This window comes from Paenibacillus sp. TAF43_2 (assembly GCF_052113545.1).
Taxonomy (GTDB): domain Bacteria; phylum Bacillota; class Bacilli; order Paenibacillales; family Paenibacillaceae; genus Pristimantibacillus.
Genome location: NZ_JBFRDK010000103.1, coordinates 1 through 23,184 on the forward strand (window position 1 = coordinate 1; position 23,184 = coordinate 23,184).

Sequence of the window (23,184 nt, forward strand, 5' to 3'; positions counted from 1 at the left end):
ACATTGGGCATTACGATGGTCCAGAAAATTCGATATTCGCTTGCTCCATCAATTTTCGCCGCCTCTAACAGCACATCAGGAATTTGCTCCATAAATTGCTTCATTAGATAGAGACCAAGCGAATAAGCAAAAGCTGGAATGATGACTGCCCAATACGTGTCGATCAAGCCTAACCATGACATGATCATATAGTTTGGAATAGCTGTTACGGCTGGCGTAAACATCAAGGATAAAACGACAATGCTGAACATGAAGCTTTTACCTGGAAACTTATGCTTGGCTAGCGGATAAGCAGCTGCCGACGCTAGCAGTACATGTCCAATGATACCCATGCCGGTAATGAAAACTGTGTTGAAAATATATCTTGAAAAAGGAACCCATGAATTGCCTAACAATGCAAATAAATCGATAAAGTTGTTCATGGTCGGGTTTCGAACAAATAATGTCGGAGGAAACATAAATATTTCATCCAACGGTTTAAAGGCATTATTGATCGCATAGATTAGCGGCACGATCATGAACGCACCAAACGCCGTAAGCAAAACAAAAAGCGAGAAGCTGCCCCAGAACGATCGATTTACCCGTTTCCTCGGGATTCGAAAGGAGAAGTTCATGAACTTATTCACCTACCCTGCGAAGAAGTTTTTGAACGATGAGATTCGATCCCACCATAATCATGAATAACACAGAAGCGATGGCAGAAGCGTAACCCATCTCAAAACGGGTAGTACCGAAATCGATTAAGTGAGTAACTATCGTCTCAGCTGCATAGTTGACGCTTGGGAACCCTGCGAGAGCGATCGAAACATCAGCCACTGCAAATGCCGTCGTAATCTGAATGACTGCCCCGAACATCAGCTGCGGCCGCATCGAAGGCAATGTAATGTACCAAAGCTCCTGCCAGCGATTCTTCACGCCATCGACTGCGCCAGCCTCATATAATGTCCGGTCAACGGTTTGCAAACCTGCAATAAAAGCAAGGAAACCCGTTCCAAGACTAAGCCAAAGCTGAACAAGAATGATGATCGGCAAAATGTATTCCTCTTTTTTCAACCATTGAAGCGGCTCCAAGATGATGCCCAGCTTCAATAAAAAACCGTTGGCAATACCATAGCGATCGCCGGAGAAAATCATCAGCCATATAAAATACACATTTCCGGATATGGACGGCGCATAAAATACGAGAGTCATTATCGCTCTCAGCTTTGGAGACAGCTCATTAATAATCCATGCAAAAACAAAACACGCGATATAACTAATTGGTCCCGTTATTACAGCGAACAACAGCGTGTTCTTTACGGCAATGAGGAATACATCATCATCTAGAAATAAACGCGTATAGTTCTGCCAGCCGACAAACTTTGGAAACTCCAGCATATTGAAGTACGTAAAGCTAAGCACCACCGACACCAAAACCGGCAGTACTGTAAACACGGCGAACAAAACCATGTAAGGCGCCAGCAATATGTAGGAGTGTTTGTTTGCCTTCACTTCCCGCAGCTTCAGGTTCCACCAATTTTGCACGCTTGACCCTCCCTCCATTATTGCGGCAACCCGAACTCTTTTCGTTTCGTCGTAATTTCATCCTGCATATATTGGACATAGTCCATAATCGATTCGCGCGCCTGCACTTGACCAACTACCGTCTTATAGAAAGCATTAAACAAATGTCGGCCTGTGAAATATCCGCCTGGCACTTCCGGCACCCCTTGTACCCATTCAAATTGCGCCTTCAAGTTTTCGTAATCGGCAACCGGCCATGGCAAGCTGTCGAGTGCCTTGATATTGGCAGTCGGATAACGGGCTGCTGCGCCCATCAAACCTTCCATTTCACGACCAAACACCGTTTGTGTCGCTTCGCTGGTCCACCATTTCATGAACTCCCATGATGCTTCCTTGTCCTTCGCCTTCTTCATCATTACGACAGCGCTGCCTCCGCTTGGCACCTCACGATTAATGGAGCCATCCTTCTGGATGGTTCCCGGAACAGGAGCGAAGCCCCACATGCCGCGAATTTCTGGCGCAAATACAGACAGCTGGTTATAGGTTGTATAATCTGCAATGCCTATTGGCATCTGCCCCGTACGGAAGCGATTGGAGAAATCATATTCCCGTTCTAATTTATAATCGGTATAAAACTCCGTCCATTGCTTGAATGTTTCGATGCCGATGCGTGAATCCAGATCGGATTCTTTGCCATCATTGCGGTATAGCTGTCCGCCATTCTGAAATAATAGTGCCGCATACATCGAGTTTGGCGGTATGTTTTGCCCTTGAACAGCAGCTTGTGCCACAACTGGCAAACCGAATTGCATATGATTTTTACTTAGAACGGCTAGTAAATTAGAAACTTCATCCCAAGTTTGCGGAATTTCCAGATCCAGCTGATCAAGCACATCCTTACGATAAAAGAGCATGTTGAACGTTTGTGTTTCCGGCAACGCATAAACCCCGCCATCATAGCTGTATGGAACAACTGCGCTTGGACGGAAACGTTCACTGACCTCTTCGAAATCAGCAAACTGTGTCAAATCAGTTGAAGCGTTACGCATCGCAAAGTTAACAGGCAAATCATTTTCAATCTGCATGGCGATGTCGGGACCTTGGCCCGCCAGCGTTGCAGGCAGCAGTGTTCCCATGTTTACCAGCTTCAAGTTGACATTAATGCCGGTAACGGATGTAAAGGTTTCGTCAATCATCGCCTTCATCGTGTTGGCTTGATCCCGTCCGCTTCCGATCCATACGGTAATCGACCTTTGGTCGGCGTCCTCAGAAATATTTCCGATCTGATTGTAATCGGTAAAGAAAGAAGAAATAAAGGTTGCAGATTGATGCTTAAGATTCGCGGCGAAGCCCATTCCTTTTTTAGGGAATTTCTTATCTGGTGAAGCGACATACAGCGCATCGATCTCAAGCGGCTGCTGCCTTGCTTGCTGAACCCAAGTTCCTAGTCCGCCCGTGTTTGTCTTGTAGGCTCCAAGCCTTCTCGGAATGGTATCCGGCTTCTCAACCATCTCATCCAATTGCAGTGACATCGTCTTTAGAAGAGCCTCTTGGTCACTGGATTGTCCTGATAATTTGACGAGCTGCGCGGCAATGGTTTTAAGACGTTCACTTTCTTCTTCAAAAACGTTAAGTATGTTGGGAACTTTTTTCTCAATCTGATAATCACGGTATTCATCGGGCTTTGTTCCCGTAATCATCAATATTTTGCGATACATTTCATTCAAATTATAAAGACTGCTTTCAACCTCTCGAATGAGCGGGGCAAACTCGCCTAGGCTTACCTCAAGCCTGAGTGTATGCTTTCCTTTTTCCAGGCGGTATAAATAAGGAGACTTTCCACCCATCACATCAAGCCGATAGGAGCTCTTATAACGAAACGCAACCTTTTCCATTTCCTTAAAAGGAATTTCGCCGTCAATGGTTAATGTACGAGTCGAATAAATGCCTCTAACGAAGTTTTGCTGCGTTTTAAAGGCAATTTGGTAAAGCCCCGTTTCAGGGACATCAATTTCCCATTCCATCCATTGACCAGGAAGACGAAAGTTCAAGCCGCCAATCGTATTTATTTTTATTTTTGAAGAGCTGTAAGGATATACTGCAGCACTTGAACGCTCGCTTAGCGGATACAAGGTAGGTGAAGACTTTGCTGTGGAAGCCTCGCCTTCAATCGTAATCAATTGGCCGCTCGTTTCCTTCATACCATCTGCTTCATACTGCTTAAGCAACTGTTCATAGGGTAGTGGAGCAGGCTGTTGAAATAGTTTCAATTGTTTAACGACCATCGGTTCCCGTGTAGATTCAAGCGTAATCGTATGTTTGCCCTGCGAAAAATAAAATAAGAAAGGCTCATTCTCGTAACCATCGGAATCTTGAAATGTTTTCTCGCTCCATCTCGGCTTCTCCACTTGCTTTGGTCTGAGATCATTGCCTTGATTGTCCTGTACAACTTGAGCTGCTTGATTATCCCAAACACGGTCAAATTGCAGGAAAGCAGCTTCTCTGAACGGACGTTTTCCGTCAATGAATAAATCCCGTTCAATCGCTGAGCTTTTTCCTTCAATGGGATAATAGAGCAAAGAAAGATTGTAAAGACCCGCATCAGCCACATCAAATGACCATTCCACTTTGCCCGATTCGCCTGTTAACAAGGAAGATCCGTCCATACCCTCGTAGTTGTTAAGCTTCTCGAACTCAGCACCCTCTATATGGCTGTAATTGATTGCTTCTAATACGATTTCCCGCTCTGGACGGGCTGCCGCCTCATATTGCGAGACATATTCATGATATTTTTGTTCATTATAAGCCGAGATCTGCGTCGATCCGGATTGAACGGACTCCTCCGTCAGCGCATTATCCGAACTGCCGACTGCATGCACCTTAGGYACTGACGGAAGTACCATTAAAACTGCCAAAACAAAAGGGACTAGCTTCCTTGCCATATTGGTTAGCCGCAAATTGCTTATCACCAGAGGTCCTCCTTACATGCATAAACGGTTTCTCCGTCCATAGGCGGGGAAGCTCACGTTTGATGGTGAAATATAAGCCCATATATCTTCTAGCATTTATTTTCCTCGTTCTCATACAATCGGGGGAAGTCATGAAAGACGTCCCCCGACCTGTACATTAAACCGCTGCCTTCAATTACTTAGAAAGCTTGGCTATGGACGCTTCTGCTTCCGGCTTATACTTCTCAGCAGTCGCAGTCACTGATTGATTATTTACGATAATATCTGTAACGAACTTCCCAGTAGGGAAATCAGGGAAAGCATCATCCAGCAAGATTTGGCCTGTGTTCGTAATATGATCACGCTGCATAGCTACATCTTCCTCGTGATTGTAGAGCCCTTCCAGCCACTCTTGGCTTGGGAATTCTTCCGTTTGAGTAATATCAAATGTTTCTTCGTAAATTTGGTAAACCAATTGCGCGTCTTTTACGCCTTTTGGAATAAATTTAGCCGCTTGTCCAGGGTTCGCATAAGTAACTTCTGGACTTCCTTGTGGCCCATTCGGAATTGGCACAACACCGATATCGAACGTTAATTCACCAATGTTCCACGCCGGTGCTTGGAACATCGCTACATCGCCGTCTTTAAACGTGTTGAATTCTTCATAATTCATTCTGTCGCCTGTTTTAATTTTCATAACGTTCTCAACGTTGTATAGACGGTTAACAAACTCTGCCGCTTCAATCGTTTTTGGATCGGTTAAGCCTTGAACGCCTGCTCCTTCGTCAACGATTTTGCCGCCATTTGCAGCCGTAAAGTTGCGGAAAATATCAATGGACCAGCCTGAGAAGCCATAAACGTCAATTTTTCCGTCATTGTCTGTATCCTTCGTTGCTAGCTTTGCAATTTCCAAAAACTTGTCCCAGTTCCATTGGCCGCCTGCATAAAGCTCTTGAAGATCCGGAAGGCCAAGTTTTTTGAACAAATCGCGATTGTAGTGCATGGCTGTACCGCCTGAACCTGGATTGTCAAATGCATATTCGCCGCCAGCTATAGCAGGCGCTTTGGCCATCAAGTTTGCATCGTTGTTGATGTTATTAGCTGAAGTTGTAAACTCGCTGATCGGAAGCAGCTGGCCTTTCAATACAGCCGGCAATGCTGCTTTGTATTCCATTTGAACGATGTCTGCGAAAGGCTCACCTGTCAGGACAGTAGCCGTAAACTTCGGCATGTACTCTTCAAAAGGAACGTTTACGAATTCGATTTTCACATTATATTTTTTTTCGACTTCTTCAATTTTAGCGAGACGCTCTTTCTCGGAAGCCGTTGCTCCTGCTGGTGTCAAATCCCACCATGCAGCTACTTTAATAACGCGTCCACCCATATCGACAGGTTCTGGTGTTGCTGTGGCTTCCTCAGGTGCTGCAGTCGGATTAGTGACAGCGCTTTCTTTTGGAGCGTTATTCGTTCCTTTATTTCCGCCGTTCCCGCCGCTGCAAGCTGTAAGTATGAGCATGAAACATAACACCAAAATGGACAAACCTTGTATTTTTCTCATGACCGAACCTCCCATTTTTACATTCATCAGTTGGTATAAAGTAAAAATCCCCATTTAAAAGCGCTTTCATTCCTAAACTTTGAAAAACCCAACAGCTAACCTCACCGCCTTTTCGTTATTTGATTTCCGTAATTTGTTATTTCGTTTTGCATAACGAATATAACATCAAAAACAAAACTGGTCAATTGTTTTTTATTTGTTATCTAAACGCGCTGATATTTTTAAAAAAATAAGTTAAATTCCGTTTTATCGCTTGTATACCCTTGAAAAAACAGCTATATTTATCTACATAACAAAATAACAAAAAGACAATAATAAAGCATTGAGGTGAATGAACTTCCTAAATAAAACTCTAAATAAAATAATAATGTTTAATATTTTTTAGCAATTAAAAAACAAGTTTAATTGTTAGTAACAATACGGTAAAATAATGACTAGCATTTCTTCACATATAATAATGGAGATCTTTACATATAGATGGCTTGGCAAACTAACTAATTAAGGTAGGATGAAATTTATGCGCCGGAAGGTAACGATTCAATCAATTGCCGATTATACAGGATTGTCAAAATTCGCAGTATCACGAGGGTTAGCCGGGAAATCGGGGGTTAGTCCACAAACAAGAGAAGTAATATTAAGAGCTGCAGGACAGCTTGGTTATTTTAAGGACGCTCAGACGCCTCCTGTTTCAAGCGAGCTGATGGATACAGAATCACGAAGCTGGTCCGGAACCATTCTAGTGCTTTTCCCAAATGTTCGTTATCAAAATACTGATTCCTTATATTGGGGTCCAATCTTTAACGGCATATCTACAAGGCTGAACCAAAAGGGCATTAACATCCTTACATTAACCGAGCCTACTAACGACTCCATGTTCTCACTTTTAAACCCAGAAGCCATTATGGGCATTATTACTGTAGGCTCTATTTCTACCTCTGTGCTGCTTGATATTAAACGGCTCGGCATTCCTGTCGTGATGGTCGATCATTACGATCCAAACTTTCACTGCGACTCGATTTTTACAGACAACTTGTCCAGCATGAGAGAAATAATGAACGCCGTCATTACAAAAGGGTACAAAAACTATCAATTTTTAGGAAATATTAGAGATGCGCAAAGCTTCTATGAGCGTTTCCTTGGTTTCCGTTCAGCTCTCGAGGACAATGATATTGAACTAAAGCAAATTCCTTCTCTTATGGGACCAGAAATTGAAAACTTTCACGATACATTCAAAGCTGCTATTGAGGAGTATGGTTTACCTGAAGTATTTGTTTGCGCCAATGATATATTTGCCTCTTTTGCGTTAGATACATTAAAAAATATCGGCATGTATATTCCAGAAACGCTCGTTTTTACCGGCTTCGACAATACCCATCCTCAGATTCCTTTTTTGGCTACTGTTAATGTAGATAAGGAGCTGCTGGGCAAACGTGCTGTTGACCAGATGCTATGGAGAATACTCAATGCAACAACGAGCTACGAAAAGACGCTAATTCAAGCTGAGATTATTTTCCGAAATTAAACATGAAAGGAGGATGGCCCTAGCGGTCATCCTCCTTTTGCAGTGTTTTTTTAAGAATCCGTTCGAAATGGCGATGCGGGAAGTCCTGCTTTATTATACAAATTAATCGTCGGTGAATCGCTCCAGCCATATCTTACCGATACTGGTTCAGCAACCTTATCCGATGATACAATGACCGAGTTGCCATCAATTTGGGCATTAGCAGCATAATATCTCTTGTCTTCCCCCGCAATTGCAAAACCAATCAGCTTGCCTGATTTCTCCTCCTGTACAGGTTCAAGTCCAGCCTTTATTCCTGCCATTAAGCCTGAATCAGCATGCTCGAAAAAAAGACGAATGGCCGCTCCTTCCTTCGCCATCGACGTATATATGGGTCCTGAATATTCAATCGTATGGTTGTCAAATTTGCCTAAAGCACACAATGCAGATCGCCAGCCGACATCCTGCTTATTCGTTGGATGGATATCAGCGCTATCTCCTACATCTGTTGTGACAACAAGACATGCGTGGTTATCATCCTGCACCGTTTTGAGCTGAGCTTCGCGTATTTCCGGCAGTCCTTCATTTTTTTGCGCCGGATTAGCTTCGCTTTGAACGGTGCCAAATGCTGAAATTTGAATGATTATAAACGGCAGACGTTCATCCGAAAAAGCTAAGCGCCAATCCTTCATCAGATCAGGCAGCAGCTTGTTATAGCGACGCTCTCCCCAATTGCTTTCACCTTGATACCAGAGCACACCTTTTAATTTGTAAGGCGTAAGGGGCGCAATCATCCCATTAAAAAGAGCGATCGGTGATTTAGCTGTCTCAATCATCACTGCGCCTGTTTTAATCTCATCAGCTGCTGCTGTAAAATCTGGATTGCTTTGCAACATAGGGTAGCTTGTCCATGATTCTGCTTTTGTACCGCCAACAGCTGAGAAGAGAATGCCGATAGGTACATTGGTTTCCTTGTTTATTTTACGGGCAAAAAAATAAGCTACGGCGCTGAAATCCACAGCTGAATCGGATGTCACCTTCTGCCATTTGGTTCCCTTGTCTACCATGGATAGCGGAACAGGACTTGTTGCTTGCGGTATTTTCATAAATCGAATATTGGGATGATTTGCTTGTTTCATTTCCTCTGCCGCATTCATTACAGCGGGCAGCTTAAACTCCATATTGGATTGCCCCGAGCTGAGCCATACATCACCAAACAAAACATCAACGAGCTCAATCCTCTCTGTGCTGCTGCTAACCGTTATTTGATGAGGTCCTCCTGCTGAAAAAACACCCAATTCTATTTTCCAATAGCCATCGGCATCTGTTAACCCAGAAATTGCATGATCATTCATTTGGACGGTTATTTTCGTATTCGGCTCTGCCCAGCCCCATATGGCTGCCTGCTTATCCCTTTGAAGAACCATGTGATCACCGAACATCGGATTCAATAAGGGCTTGCCTATATAGGCAGGTAATGCCTTATAGGATATAACTGCTTCTGCTTCCATTTCTGCTCTGGCATTTAATCCGCGCGCCAGTACCTTGAGCTCATAATCGCCTGCTGCAGGGGGAAGAAAGGTATATTGATGATGTCTGCTAAACTCGTTTAACGGCATCCAATCTCCTTTTTTTTCACGAGCAAAAAAACGATATTCCGCAGAATGGTCAGCACGAGCCGCGACCGTAACCGCAGCATCAGACGGACCTGTGCTTTCACTTTCTAAATGGAGCGCAACACGCGTAACATTGCCGTCAGAACCTCCAATTAATTGAATATAGTCAATGGCAATCCAGCCCCAGCTATTTGAAATATCAAACGTATGCTTTCCTGCGTTCAAATCATATTGTCCGATCACAGCATCCTTCCATACAGCCGTATCCTTAAATGTATATTCAGCAAGCCGTTCTCCATCCAAGGCTATAAAATTCGGCTTATCTCCTCCTGCCGTTTTGTACCGAATTAAAATCATATATGTGCCCTCAGCTTCTATATCCATAAGAAATCTCAAATTATCGCCGCTCGTATCAAAGCCCTCCACGAATTTACCGCCTGATGCACCATCATCCTCTGAGATAGTTAATCCAGTCAGTTCTCCATCCTCTGCCTCTAACGTTAGTGTCGTTCCCAATATCCGATGTTCCTCCCCGGATGCAGCCAATGTCTCCTGTGGCAATACGGTTGGAACAATCCATTCATTTTTAGTTGTTTGTGTATCTGCTTGCTTCATCACAATCACTCCAATTAAAAAAACGATAATAATACCAAATAATATGAGCCACTTCCTGTTACGGCTTCGTATAGCCTGCTTATTTTGCATCTTCCATCCAACCTTCTACTTATTTACTCTGCATGCTGCAAATAATCATTTCAGACAAGGAAAAGGGCTGGAATCCAGCCCTTTCCCTATCCTTTGAGTACCTATCCATTTCGTTATTGCAGCACAACACTGTCTACATAAACCGAAGTTGATCCACTTGAGTTAGTAGGTGAAATGAACTGAACGCCCACTTCACGCACATCACCCAAATTGGCTACTCCAGATAAGCTGAGTGAAATCGTAGTTGCACCCGATGAATTGATGTTTACCGATCCTGAATCATACCAAGTGTAAGCGGAGCCCGTCTTAATAAACAGCTTCGCCTGCAGGCCGCTGCCAAAGGTTCCCCACGCAGCATGCTTCACTTTAACAGAAACAGAAGATTTGCCGCTGAAATTATTAGCACCCGCATATTGCAAATAATATTGACCGCCGCCTAACGTAACGTCTGCTTTGAGCGAGCTGCTGCCGCTTGCCGCCCATTCCGTTACAGACCAAGGCCCGCCAGCAACGTTTGATGCCGTCCAGCCTTGTGCATTTCCGCCTTCAAAATCGTACAACGTAGAGCTGCTGCTGCTATTAAACACGGAAGCTTTTGTAGAAGTAGCCCAAATGCCATTTGTTCCGTTAATGACAAGATTGCCCCATGTAGTAAGCGTCTGCCAATCACTTGTCGTCATATCCAGCCACGAATTCGCCGAATCATTTCCTGTCCACGACCATGCCATATAACCGATGCCTTTCGCCTGACTTTGGTTCATGACCTCTTGTGCATTAACTTGACTTCCCAAGTTGTTATTGCCGTTGTTGTAGTTATAGCCAAACTCTCCAACCATAACAGCCAACCCTAAATTTTTAATCGCTTGCAGCTCCGTGCCAATCCGAGAAGAATCATTCCATGAGCCGTACATATGAATGGAGAACATGACATTATGATCCGGATCATGAGTGAGGAGCGCGTTGCCATATGCTTTGATTGGTGAAGAATTTTGTCCCCAGCCTGAGGCGTCAACGATAATCGTGTTATGAATTCCAGCATTTCGAATGGTTGAAATAGCCGTCTTGTACGCATCGCGCCAAGCGGTATCCGCAAGATTCCCATCGCCCCATTCATTAGCGATATTAACGAGCACATACTTTTCATTGTTCGTTAAAATCGTTTTAACCGCGCTGCTGGCAAAATAACTAGCCATATTATTTAATGCAGTTGCGCTGTTAGAGCCTGTTGCATCATGCAGTTCAACAATGGCAACCATGCCGAGCTGTTTGCAACGATCGATAATTTGCTGCAACCGCGATGCCGAACCGCTTGTCGTCCAGACGATTCTAACAGCGTTCGCTTTTTTCGAACTAATCGTGCTTAGCGCATCATACGCTTGTGTATCAAACCATGCGTGAGCATTATTGACACCTCGAATGACAAAGTTATTCCCGTTTGCATCCTTCAAATTGTTGCCGCTTACATAAAAACCGTTAGCCGCATGAATTTGTTCACTCGAAATAAAAGGCACAACAAGCGCAAGCATAAGAACAAACATAAACGTCATTTTTAATCTCCTGATCATCATAATAACTAAATCCCTCCAACTGTTTTTTTGTGTTGCAGCCCTAGGTTCTTAGTGTTTGATCTGGTTGCCTGTTACTTCAAAGACGTTGACATTATTATGAAAGCCTACCACCCCCTTTCACCTGCTTCCTGCGTTTTCCTTAATCGATAGTCCGCATCAAATTAGAAACCATTTCAGCCGCTTGCTCACGATTCACAACCGACTTTGATGCAGTGGCATCATTGCTTTTGAATGCTGTAATTCCTATAAGCTTGGCGACGCGTTCCAACACTGCTGCCGCATCCTGCTTAGTCATGGCTTCGCGCGGACCAAAACTTCCGTTTTCTTTTCCTTTAATAAGCCCAAGCTTTTGAGCTGTTGAAACAGCCTTGGTATACCAGCCTTCACTCGGAACGTCGTTAAATGTGTTGCTGGCGGTATTGTCATTCAAATCAAACGCTTGAATAATGATTTGAACAAACTCCGCTCTTGTCACAAGGTCAAGAGGCTTAAATAAACCATCGCCTTTTCCCTGTATGATGCCTCTTGCAGCCAAATAATCGATCGCGTCCTGGCTTGCTGCGGATGAGCCTTTATCCTTGAATGACACGTCTGCTGCCGCAGCTGCATATTGACTGAAATGAGTGGGATGAAAAATAACTTTTTTTGTTGTTGCATCGTAATAGCTGTTTTTTACAACCTCAAGCTCGCCGTTTTCTTTGATGTGGTATGTCACGATCGTGTTTGGATTTGCGACTGAGGCTAATGAATAATTCAAAGCCACTTTTAAGGATGCTGCATGAAATGTTGTTATTTTCTTTCCGTCAATGTCAAGATTCAGGCCATAAACCTGTGCGCCGCCAAGCTTAGCTTTGGCAAGATCGCTCATTTGGGATGGATCGACAATAGAGAATGTGAACGTAATCGTTGCAGATGTTCCGCTTAAATGGCTTGATAATTCAGAAAGTGAAATTGTAATCGCAGCAAAACCGATATTCACTTCTAATCGCTCAAGCCCTTTGTCTAAAGCTTTAGCTATTTGCTCAGCTGGAATATTGACCTTTACCTCCTTAGCTCCTGCTACTGGAGTTCCGGTAACAAGGATTGTACCCTTTTGAGCTTTGGCGACAGCTGCCTCAAACTCTGCGCTATTAAGCTGAATCGTTTGTTTGTCGCCAGGTCCCGATGCAGGAGGCTGGCTTGTATCTGGATTAGACGGCGTTACAATGGGGTCAGACATAGTAGTTACTTCAAGTTGAGGGCCGCCATCGCTCCAAACTCCATCTCGTGTGGCCGCCTCTACTTTAAACGTATATTTTGTATTCGCTGCAAGTCCGCTAACCTCATAGCTGCTGCTGGAGCCATTCACCTCAGCCAGCTGAATTCCGTTTTTATAGATCGAATAATTAATTATTTCCTGCTCGCTTGATGCACCGCTCCATGACAAGGTGGCGCTCGTTTGTTTGACGTTCGCTGCTTTTAACTCGGCATTTGTCCACACCGGCGCTTTCAGGCCATAGGTTGACAAGTTGCTGGGCAGCTCATCGAGCGTAATGACATATTCATGGTTGAAGACATGAGTAAGATGCTCAGCCGTATTATAAATACCGTTTCTAATAAAATCACCCGTCCATGTGCTGAACCAGCTCCAGTCTGCACCATATAAAGGCAGCAAATCAGGATCTGGAATCGTTCCTGTCTCCGGAAGCGCCACGAGCTTGCGATCCTTGACGACCTCTACTAGACGATCATATTTATTAATATTTGGGCTATAATCGCCTGCTTGGTTGTAAATGTCGGTGCTAATAATATCAACCACATCATCTCCTGGATACCAGTCGGATGACATGGAGTTCCACACCCAAATCAAATTGTTCAATTGATGCTCGTTTGTTAACCGCTCATACATCAATCGATATAGCTGCTTGGCGGATTCTGGTCCTTTGGCGCCCCACCAGAACCAGCCTCCCTCTGCCTCATGCAGCGGTCTCCATAGAACAGGAATATTCGCATTCTGAAGCCTCTTCAGCTGAATGGCAATTACATCGATGTCACTGAGCAGCAGCTTATACTCCTCTGAATCCGGATGACTAAGCGCATACTCAACATCAAACGTTGTGGAGTCGGTGTAGAAGGCTCTCCACCATTCTTTGCCCGGCACATCGATTAAACCGTTTGGCGAATTCCAATGCCAGCAAAGGGATACGATCCCGCCTCTCTCCGCCCATTCCATCATTTTTTCTGTTTCCTCTGACTTCGTTCCATGAGCTACCCGTGTAGGAGAATAGTCGATAAGGTCGAAGGAAACCATCGCTGGAAGCTTGCCGGTTTTTTCATAAATCCACTCCGCATCAGATAATTCCTGCTGGCCGGAAATGATGTTTTTGCCGTAGTTATCAACTAAATAATTCATGAGCGCACGCGCTTCCCTTGTCGCATTTGGGTTGATCAACGACTTTGGAACTTGATGCTCTTTGTTCTCGATAGGCATTGGAGTGAGCTTTATATAATCAATGTCATACCAACTCCAATTGGCATCAAAGGTTATCGTGTTGTTTCCTGCATTCAAAAAAACCTTACCTGCCGATATTTCAACAAATTCAGCTGATTCATTAAGATCAACTTCAAACCCTGAAGCCCCGGCTTCATTTTTATTAACGGTTATTAGCGTTTTTTTGAAGCCGTAAGAAGCTCTGTAACCAAAATCCAGCGTATAAAAACCTTCAGCAGGCGCCGATACATTTAACTCAACAGATCCTCCAGGAATAAAAACATAACCGTCGCCGGAATAGCCGTTTCCAGTAGAGCGTATTTCCGCTCCACCCGCCAAAATCCCCGCTTCCGCTTCATATTGGCTGGTATCTGGCACAGTAACGGTATCCGCGGATTCAAGCGTAATGTATTCAATGCCATAATAACCCCAGCCTCTTTCAAAACGAATCGTATTGTCGCCTTGCTTGAGCATAACTTTCCCTGCGGAAGCTTCTGATGAAACAGAGCCAGCTTCCGCAATCGCAGGCAGCTCAATCTCCCCGTTGCTCTGACCGTTTACGAGCAGCGACGTTACCTTCCGTCCATAAGGCGAGTAATAACCAATGTTCAGCTTATATAAGCCAGTTGCTGCTGCTTGAACATGAAAGGCTGCAGCTCCAGGATCGCCAGTGAAAAATGAAATGTAACCGTTTCCAATATATTGAATGTCACCTCCTGCAGTTGTAGTTAAAAATTGTGCAGCGCCCTCTACTTCTGCACTTGCCGCTTCATATTTAAAAGCAGATGCAGTCGCGTTTACATAAGGGTAGAGAGGAATGGCCCCCATAACAAACATTAGGATCAAAGCATAAAACAAAACCTTGCGTGTTCCCCATCGGTAGTTAAAACCCATTTCATTCGTCACCTCTAATTCATAATGATGAAGCTATGCTTTTGGGACGTGCGCCTTGCGATAGTATAATCAGCCCCGCTAGAAAACGCTTTCAAAAATGAATCACCTCCTTTCTACGTTTAGTAAACGTAAGTAGCTAAGTTACTTGAACAGGAGCATCTTGCTGCATGGGTAAATTTACAAGCAGCATTTCGTTATTGAGAAGATAACATAAATAACATTATGTTTGCAATAAAAATAATAAATAACTTTATAATAACAATTTTAATTTTGTTATTGTCGAATTTAGCCGTATAAATGCTGCACTTTGTCTCATTTGCTAGCTCAAATGAATAACATTTTTCATAAACCTTGCAAACAAAACCTACCCTTTCGACTAAAGTCTAGGTAACAATTAGACCAATGACTGATTTGATGAAATGGCGAATCCATTAAAGTTAAGAGGAAATAAATTACATATTAATCGAAAGGATGGAAATCAATGATGTTGGTGTTTCAACAAAGAAGGAAAAGCAGGAAAGCTTGGGCTCCCGCCCTGCTCGCAGCAGTGATCGCCTTTTCGGCCATCTCATTGCCTGCAAAGAGTGTTGAGGCAGCAGATGCAACTGGCCCCAAGGATGCTAAGGAAGTTGAGGCGTTTGTAAATGAGTTCTTTAAACGTCCAGAGGTTGCGAGCTCGCTAGCTGGTAGTGCAGTGGTAGTGGTGGGCAATGATAAAGTGCTGCTGAACAAAGGTTATGGTTATGCCGATGTGGAGAGCAAGAAACCTGTTGATCCTGATAAAACCATGTTCAGAATAGCTTCCATATCCAAAGTATTTACAGCAACAGCCGTCATGCAGCTCGTAGAAGAAGGCAAAATAGATTTGGATCAGGATGTAAGCTCCTATTTGAAAGGCGTGACGATTCCCAATGAGACCGGCAGCAAACTAACGATGCGACATTTATTGACTCATACAACAGGTTTCGACAAAACAGATGTGTTGACTGCTCCAGATGCGACCCGCAAAGACTATCCTCTCGAACAATATATTAAAGAGAATTTACCTACCATCGTGCGTAAGCCGGGAGCGGCTTATCGCTATGATAATTTAGCTTTCAATTATCAAGGATTAATCGTGCAAAATGTGACTGGCAAGCCATTCGAACAAGTCATTGATGATCAAATATTCCGTCCGCTGCAAATGACAAACAGTGATTTCCGGATGACGGATAAAGTGCTGGAAAACCTTGCTACCGGCTATAACCAATTAAAGGAGCCTTGGCCGCAATACCAGCTCACGCCTACAATAGCGCCAGACGGGGGCATGTTCGCAACAAGCACGGATATGAGCAAATTTATGCTCGCTCAATTAAATGGCGGCAAGCTTGGTGAAAATCGTATTTTACAGGAAAATACAGTTAAGGAGATGCAGCGGGTACAGGTTGGCATTCATTCGGAAATTCCGAACATGGCTTTAGGTTTTGAGATGTTTTTCCAAGAACATTTCAATGGCGAGACTGTCATTGGAAAGGGCGGAGATTTGGAGGGCTATCATTCGTGGATGTGGCTGCTGCCTGAACAAAAGGTAGGCGGATTTGTTGTAACGAACAGCGATGCCAGCGATATACGTGAGCAGCTGTTCGCCGCGTTTATGGATCATTATTACCCTAAAACAGAGAAAGAGCGGCCAGCCATTGCACTTACCAAGGCACAATTAGCACGCTTTGAAGGCAGCTACCAGTATTTGCGCGCCCCGCTCGTTTATTACAAAGTAAAGGCGGAAGATGGTTATTTATCCGTTGCCGGACCCAATAGCATTAGGAAACTAAAACCCGTTGGCGAGCTGCTGTTCCAAGATGAAGATGGAAAACTTGGCGCATTTAAAAAAGATGAAGCTGGCAATATCTCATACTTTTATTATTTACTTATTGATGCTTGGTGTGAACGTATAACCCCATCACCTACTTATTCAGATGTACCGCGCAATCATCCGTATGCCGATGACATTTATACTTTACGTGATTTGGGCGGGGTTTTGAATTCAACGTCTACCCTTTTCGAACCAGAAGGAAAAACGACTCGTGCACAATTCGCAGCTCAGATTGTACGACTAGCAGGTATTACCAAATCACACCAACCCTCTAAATTCACGGATTTAAAGGCTCATCCATATGAATCAGAAATTCAAACATTGCTAGAGATTCACGTATTAAGCGGTACTTCAGCCCAGAGATTTGAACCTGACCGATCGATCACAAGGGAAGAAGCTGCTGTCATTATCTATCGATTATCACGTTTTCTTGGTTTCCCTCCCATTTCAGCGAAGCTGAGCGGCAAGACTTCAGCTTGGGCCGAAGAAGCGGTTCAATTCATTGTTGGAACTCGTTTATATGGACCAGAAATAAAAACGGCTGATAAAGGTACAGATTTCCGTTCGAGAGATCCGCTGCTCAATAAGGAAGCTGCTGCGATTTTAAACCGTTTCGCTAAATTGTTTGCGTCAAGCGCAGGCATCTAATAAAAAGAAAGACTGCGTAGTCGCCCTTCATCAAGGCGGACTATGCAGTCTTTTTTTGTATAAACGTCAGTTGTTACGAAAGCAGTACAACAAAGGGATCACACAATCATTCATTAATGCTTCTAAGGAATAAGCTCATCACCGCTCATAAACGTTTGCAGGTCTTGATCCGCCTTCGATTGGTTGCAAGCATTGCAAGCACAGACGCAATTATCCGGCGTTGTATGCCCGCCCTTAGCGCGCGGCAGCAAGTGATCGATCGTATCCCCCTGCTCCCCGCAAAAATAACAAATGTGATGGTCACGCTCCAAGATGTAGCGCCGGAATTCCTTATTGCTGAACAATCGGCGTATCGTATGGCGATTGACGATAACCGCTGCATGCTCCTTCACCAGCGTTATCGCAAGCTCTGGCTCAATTTCTTGATACCAGCGCCGTCCTTTATCCGTCTTGCCTCTCATCCAAATCGTACCTTGACGCGTAGGCTTTAGTGCTGCCGGATCATTCGGCAGCGCTATGGATGTCATCGGTGGAACCGGGAATGGTTTGCTGGGATGAGCTTTTCTTCGTGTTGCTTTATAATCATTAAGTTGAACATCCGGCAATGGAGCTAAAGCCGCTTTCGCTTGCCTGCAAGCTCGGCATGCACCTCGCCTTGCACCAGCGCCGGCTCGTTTGCCCGTTCGCCGCAGAAACTCAGAGAGCGGTTTCGTTTCCTTGCAAATGGCGCATGGTTTGGCAGCAAGAGGTTCTGTATCATCCATCATTTTTTCCGGAGCATATGATTAGCTACGCAGCCGAATTCGTCCCCTCGTGTTTTTATACTATTGTAGCACTAATATAGGTTCGAGGGGAAAATAGCACATAACCTATGATTCCAATAAACCGTATTTCCTCTTGAAGCGCTGCAAAATGGCAATCCAGCTGCTCCCAAACACGGCGAGAAAAAAAACATTGGACAGCGCATGAGCAAGATCAAAATAAAAGCTTTGAATGTAGGCAACAAAAATCAAATTCCAGCTCAGCGCGTCCGGCAATCCGATGATAAACCAAATATTCATAATCCAGCCAAACAAGAAGCCCCATCCAAAACCAAATACGAGCAAGCCGGTCTTTGTTTTGATGAGCCAAGTATGCCGCAGCCACCCCGCACTAGCCCCGATCATCCCCCAGCAAAACATTTGCCACGGCGTCCACGGGCCTTGACCTAGAAAGATATTCGATACGACTGCAGCTATTGCGCCGATAATGAAACCCGATTCAGCTCCAAACACAATGGCAGCAATAATGATGACGAAGGATGTGGGCTGAACGCTTGGCAGCGGCGCAAACGGTACGCGGCTAATGGCCGCAATGGCCGCCAGCACAGCAAGGATAACAATCTCGCGCGCTTCGATCTTCCGTCTCTCAAACCTTGCAAAAAAAGGAATCATCGTGACAAATAGCAGCACGATACTTAGCATTAAATAATGATCATCGGTAATGGCAGAGGATAAGGCCATAGCTGCGATGAACAGTCCAATGCTGGCTAAGAACCAGAGCTTTATTTTGCCCACGTTGCAATCACATCCTCTGTCGTCAGCGCTTCTGGCAGCCATTCCCGCACCGTTCGATTGATGGCTGTTGTGTAAAAATAATTAGTACCAAAAAATTGCGCCGGCTCCGCCTCAGCAGATATTGCTCCATCAAACAGCATCGCGCAGCGCGTTGCATGCACGGCAGCAAATTCAATATCATGCGTGACCATGACTATGGTTTTGCCAGCTTGGCATAACTGCTGCAGCAGCTCCGCTGTTCGCTGCTTGGCTATGGGATCAAGCCCCTTTGTCGGCTCATCCAAGCAAAGAACATCCGGCTCGCCAAGCAGCACTAACGCGAGCGCCGCTCTCTGCTGCTCTCCTCCGCTCAAATCATAAGGATGCTTCGGCAAAATAGAGGAAATCTGCAGAGAATCGACAACCTGAGCTATTTTCCGATCCCGATCATCGAGTTTGGCGTAATCCGCCATTCGCTGAAGCTCCTCTTCAACTGTATCGTAGCTAAAATAAAGCAGTGGATTTTGCGCTAAATAACCAACTTTAATCGATTTATCCCGCTTCAACTTGCCTCGCTGCGGCTTTAATAATCCGGCCATCATTTGCAGCATCGTTGTTTTTCCAGCCCCGTTGCCGCCGAGCACCGCCAAAAACTCATGCTTGTACACGTTAAGCGACAGCTTCTTCAACACCTCTGCACTCGCTTTTTCGTATTTAAACGTTATTTCATCACAAGCAAGCAGCCATTCCTTTTTTTCGAGCTCGCTGCTTTCGTTGTTTCCTGATTGATTTGCGGCTATTGTATGTATCCCGAAAACATTGGAGAGCCACTTCTTCCCTTCACGCACGGTAAGCGGAATTTGATTTGCTTCTGGTAGATTGCCAGCCTTCTGGGCAGATAGAAACAGCTTTGTAACGGAAGGCAGGTATGGCATATCTTTTTGCGCTGCATCAGCACCAACGAGCCGGCATAGCTCCCTCGGCGGCGCGTCGTATTTCACTTTGCCTTCCTCCAGCATAATGATTCGATCTGCAAGTGGAATAACATCCTCCAGCCGATGCTCGCTTATAATAACCGTCATCGACATTTCCTGATTCAGCCGATAAATAAACTGCAGAAAATCTCGCGCCGCTACCGGATCAAGCTGCGAGGTGGGCTCATCTAATAGAAGCAGCTTTGGCTGCAGCAGCAATACTGAAGCAAGATTGATCAGCTGCTTCTGTCCCCCCGATATTTCATGAACGGATTTGTTAATGAGCTCATCCAGCCCAAAGAAATGGCTCATTTCGGCTAGTCTTTTACGCATAACCGCTTGCCCATAACCGACATTTTCCATGGAAAAAGCCAGCTCATGCCAAACCTGATCCATCACAATTTGATTTTCAGGGTTTTGAAATACCATGCCGATCTGTTCAGCCGCTTCGACCGCTGGCAGCTCCTCTAGCAATACACAATTATACTTAATGGTGCCTGAGCGTTTCCCCGTAGGCTGCGTTTCTTTTTTCAAGTGCCGAAGCAGCGTCGTTTTGCCGCAGCCGGATGCTCCACAAAGGACGACAAAATCGCCTGGCTTGATATTTAAAGTGATGTTATCGAGTGCTGCAACCGTTGATTCCGGATAATGGAACGTTAATTGATCAACCTGAATTACTTCCATGACCTTCTCTCCATTTCTTCAAGTACGACTGGTGTTAACAGAAAGGCGCAATAGCAAGCGTATGCAATGCCTTCCCCCCTATGGAACTGCATTGTTTCCAGACGCGGGTAAATAGTAAGCACACCAAAACCTTGCATCCAGCCCCAAATGCATACGAGTGCCATTGCTCCAAGAAACAATAGAACATACCAATCTCTACGATCCATACGATAGATGACATAAGAGCTTCGTTTTGCTGCGCCATACCCTCTAGCTTTCATAGAATCAGCGGTCTGAAGCGATTCCTCCAAGGACCAGGTCAATAGTACACGAACGAGCAGCATGCCGTCCTTGCTCCGTTTTTTCAAGCTGCCTTCGAGAATCGAAACCCCTTTTATTCGTTGAACCGTAGTAATTTGATCCAGTCTCCGCAAGAAAAGCGGTACGAACCGAATCGACATCGAGGTTAGCAGTGCAGTTCGCGGAGCGACTCGTGAAAATAAATACATCCATTTCTCCGTCGTAACAATCTGCTGAAACGATACAAAGGCTAATAAAATGCACAATAAAGAGAGCATCATCGTCACACCATATAAAATAGCTTCCAGCGTGATCGGCTGATCCATAAAATAAAATAAAATATGCCGCCCGCGATGAGAAAACAGCGGGTTGAGAACAGCAACCAAACCGCCCATTAGAACATAATAAGGAAGCAGCTTAAGCAGCCGCTTCCCTTCGCCATGAATGACAATAATAACCGTAATCGCAGCAAGTGACGTCAATAAGAAAACAGGATGAAATAAGAGCATGCCGAATGTAATGACTCCAGCATAATAACTGAAGCTCGTAACCGGATGTACCGAACCGAACGCACTATTCATCGAATTTTGCTCCTATATCCTCGCCAAGATCAGTCGTGTACAACCATTCAATAACATCGCCTTCATCAACCTTGTAAACCCCGGCGCCCTTGTTAGGAAACTCACCGTTTACTCGGTACATCCAGCCGCTCTTCGCGCCCAAATCGAATTCGTAAATATTGTCGATGCCTTCGATATAAGCACCGCCTTTAACACCTCTGTATTCCATTTGTATTTTGTTTTTTCTCGTAATTTTCTTCAATACATCAAGAACGGTATCATCCTTCTTGAACTCTACGACTGTTGGAGCAAGCACCGTTCCCGTATCCTTGTCCGCGACAATTGAAATCGTAACCGTCTGCACAGGATTCGGCGTTGCAACAGGCGTGACGGGCTTTGTCGTAGTCGTACCATCTGTTTTGTTTGGTTTCGCAGAAGCAGTAGGCTTCGTTTTTGGATCATCCAATTTCGGCTCATTTGTCTGCTTCGGCTTCGGGGAAGGCGTAACTTGCTTATCGCCAGCGTTGTCAGTTGCCTTCGCTTGATCTTTATCTTCGCTAGGCAACTGCGTTGCCTCTGCCGTTTCTGATGCTGAAGTACTCGTTGGCTGCTCATCAGCGGCTTTCTCCACTTCTTTTCCCACTTGTCCTTCGTTGCTGGTTTGCACTTGATTGGTATTGGAATTAACGTTTTGTGCCGGACTGGCACAGCCAGCTAATAAACCAATAAACAGCCATAGGATGATTAAGCTTGGTAACCATTTCTTGCAAATCTTTGCCATCGTCTGTTTTCTACTCCTTTTTGTCTCATTCACACAAACCTTAACAATAAAAAAAAGACCCCCTTCTATTAGGGGATCTGCATGTCGAATGTAAGAATAGCAACCGTATATAACTAAAATATATGATGCGTCCTGCAAAACGATTACGCCTCCACATTCTTTACCCCCGAAGAATGAGAAACAAAATAAAAAAGGCAGGTTTCCTGGCTCGTGCGTCAACGCGATTCTCACACCTTCCCATCCTTGAATCGGACAGTGGCATTTGCAGAGAATCACTCTTCACATACAGTGGCGGGACCGCGCCGGCATTGAACCGGACTTCCCTATTAAGCAAACAAAAGCATGCTTTTGTTTGCACCTTCTCTATTCAATTATGCGATTATTTAATCAATCATATCGGGATTGCCGGGGTTTGTCTATATGGGATTTGAATGATTCGATCGCAAATAGCAGCTGCATCCTCTTGATCATGGGTGACGAACATACACGTAATTTGGGCTTTGTGAAGCAAACGCTTCAGCTCCTCCCGAATGCTTTGCTTTAAGTGAGAATCCAAACTGCTAAATGGCTCATCCATCAACAGCATCAAGGGAGACGGGGCAAGCGCACGAGCAAAAGCAACACGCTGCTGCTGACCTCCGCTAAGCTCATGCGGATAACGCTTGACGAAATCATTTAACTGTATCAGCTCCAGCATTTCATCCAGCCGTTTGAATCTATCTTTTCTTGATAATCGATGTAAACCAAATAATATATTTTGACCGACAGTCAGATGAGGAAACAATGCATAATCCTGAAACACCATGCCTATGCCGCGCTGCTCAGGCTGAATAAACTGCTGATCATCTACTAAAACCCTGCCGCCAGCGGCAATACGTCCCGAGGCAGGAATCTCAAGCCCGGCAATAATCCGCAGCAGCGTGCTTTTCCCGCAACCGCTTTGACCAAGCACTCCAACAACTTCACCCTTCTGCATTTGCATCGTAAAGTTTTCCAATACACTCTTTTTCCCATTATCATAGCTAAAAGAAACGTTAGTCAGCTCAAAAAAGTTCATCTGGATTTCTTCTCTCCCAACCAATGATAAACAAAAACAGTTGCCATTCCC

15 protein-coding genes and 1 riboswitch are annotated in these 23,184 nt (G+C 44.7%); of the genes, 2 read left to right on the plus strand and 13 right to left on the minus strand.

Translation table 11 applies throughout. The features are described 5' to 3' along the window. The 4 genes from AB4Z17_RS20575 to AB4Z17_RS20590 form a co-directional block, all read right to left on the minus strand. Positions 1-614 (minus strand): carbohydrate ABC transporter permease (locus AB4Z17_RS20575; protein ID WP_441961773.1); only part of this gene is annotated, 614 nt, incomplete at its 3' end. A gap of 4 nt (positions 615-618) precedes the next feature. Next, entirely contained in the window at positions 619-1,542 is a 924-nt protein-coding gene (locus AB4Z17_RS20580; RefSeq protein ID WP_076266687.1) for a carbohydrate ABC transporter permease, read from the minus strand. Further along, positions 1,542-4,445 (minus strand): extracellular solute-binding protein, encoded by a 2,904-nt coding sequence (locus AB4Z17_RS20585; protein ID WP_441961791.1) that lies wholly within the window; start codon positions 4,443-4,445, stop codon positions 1,542-1,544. The genes AB4Z17_RS20580 and AB4Z17_RS20585 overlap by 1 nt, the downstream gene beginning before the upstream one ends. Before the next feature lie 202 nt (positions 4,446-4,647). Beyond that, positions 4,648-6,009 carry an ABC transporter substrate-binding protein gene (locus AB4Z17_RS20590; RefSeq protein ID WP_441961775.1) on the minus strand — a complete coding sequence of 454 codons (1,362 nt, stop codon included), beginning with the start codon at positions 6,007-6,009 and terminating at the stop codon, positions 4,648-4,650. Between the two features lie 517 nt (positions 6,010-6,526). Here AB4Z17_RS20590 and AB4Z17_RS20595 point away from each other — a divergent pair. Next, the gene (locus AB4Z17_RS20595) at positions 6,527-7,531 is read left to right on the plus strand and encodes a LacI family DNA-binding transcriptional regulator (protein WP_441911081.1); all 1,005 of its coding nucleotides are present in this window, start codon (positions 6,527-6,529) and stop codon (positions 7,529-7,531) included. A 50-nt stretch (positions 7,532-7,581) separates the two neighbouring features. On the opposite strand, the gene AB4Z17_RS20600 is transcribed toward AB4Z17_RS20595, so the two are convergent. The 3 genes from AB4Z17_RS20600 to AB4Z17_RS20610 all read right to left on the minus strand — a co-directional run bounded on the left by AB4Z17_RS20600 (position 7,582) and on the right by AB4Z17_RS20610 (position 14,763). Beyond that, the gene (locus AB4Z17_RS20600; RefSeq protein WP_441961777.1) at positions 7,582-9,831 is read right to left on the minus strand and encodes a CBM35 domain-containing protein; all 2,250 of its coding nucleotides are present in this window, start codon (positions 9,829-9,831) and stop codon (positions 7,582-7,584) included. A 113-nt stretch (positions 9,832-9,944) separates the two neighbouring features. Next, complete coding sequence (locus tag AB4Z17_RS20605; protein WP_441961779.1) at positions 9,945-11,378, minus strand: cellulase family glycosylhydrolase; 1,434 nt, start codon at positions 11,376-11,378, stop codon at positions 9,945-9,947. Between the two features lie 160 nt (positions 11,379-11,538). After that, the gene (locus AB4Z17_RS20610) at positions 11,539-14,763 is read right to left on the minus strand and encodes a glycosyl hydrolase (RefSeq protein ID WP_441961781.1); all 3,225 of its coding nucleotides are present in this window, start codon (positions 14,761-14,763) and stop codon (positions 11,539-11,541) included. Positions 14,764-15,244: 481 nt separating this feature from the next. On the opposite strand from AB4Z17_RS20610, the gene AB4Z17_RS20615 reads away from it, so the two are divergent. Continuing rightward, entirely contained in the window at positions 15,245-17,263 is a 2,019-nt protein-coding gene (locus tag AB4Z17_RS20615) for a serine hydrolase (protein WP_441961783.1), read from the plus strand. Between the two features lie 122 nt (positions 17,264-17,385). On the opposite strand, the gene AB4Z17_RS20620 is transcribed toward AB4Z17_RS20615, so the two are convergent. From AB4Z17_RS20620 to AB4Z17_RS20645, 6 genes are all read right to left on the minus strand, one after another. Continuing rightward, positions 17,386-18,030 (minus strand): HNH endonuclease, encoded by a 645-nt coding sequence (locus AB4Z17_RS20620; RefSeq protein WP_441961785.1) that lies wholly within the window; start codon positions 18,028-18,030, stop codon positions 17,386-17,388. Between the two features lie 102 nt (positions 18,031-18,132). Further along, entirely contained in the window at positions 18,133-18,819 is a 687-nt protein-coding gene (locus tag AB4Z17_RS20625; RefSeq protein ID WP_441911093.1) for an ECF transporter S component, read from the minus strand. Next, positions 18,807-20,456, minus strand: a complete 1,650-nt coding sequence (locus AB4Z17_RS20630) for an ABC transporter ATP-binding protein (protein WP_441911095.1) — start codon at positions 20,454-20,456, stop codon at positions 18,807-18,809. Before AB4Z17_RS20630 ends, AB4Z17_RS20625 begins: the two co-directional genes overlap by 13 nt. Beyond that, on the minus strand, positions 20,447-21,316 hold the full coding sequence (locus AB4Z17_RS20635) for an energy-coupling factor transporter transmembrane component T (RefSeq protein ID WP_441911097.1): 870 nt from the start codon (positions 21,314-21,316) through the stop codon (positions 20,447-20,449). Before AB4Z17_RS20635 ends, AB4Z17_RS20630 begins: the two co-directional genes overlap by 10 nt. Next, positions 21,309-22,076, minus strand: a complete 768-nt coding sequence (locus tag AB4Z17_RS20640) for a DUF4430 domain-containing protein (RefSeq protein WP_441961787.1) — start codon at positions 22,074-22,076, stop codon at positions 21,309-21,311. The genes AB4Z17_RS20635 and AB4Z17_RS20640 overlap by 8 nt, the downstream gene beginning before the upstream one ends. Positions 22,077-22,252: 176 nt before the next feature. Beyond that, a riboswitch (cobalamin riboswitch) is annotated at positions 22,253-22,453 on the minus strand. A gap of 14 nt (positions 22,454-22,467) precedes the next feature. Then, a partial coding sequence (locus AB4Z17_RS20645) for an ABC transporter ATP-binding protein (protein ID WP_441961789.1) occupies positions 22,468-23,184 on the minus strand: 717 nt, incomplete at its 5' end.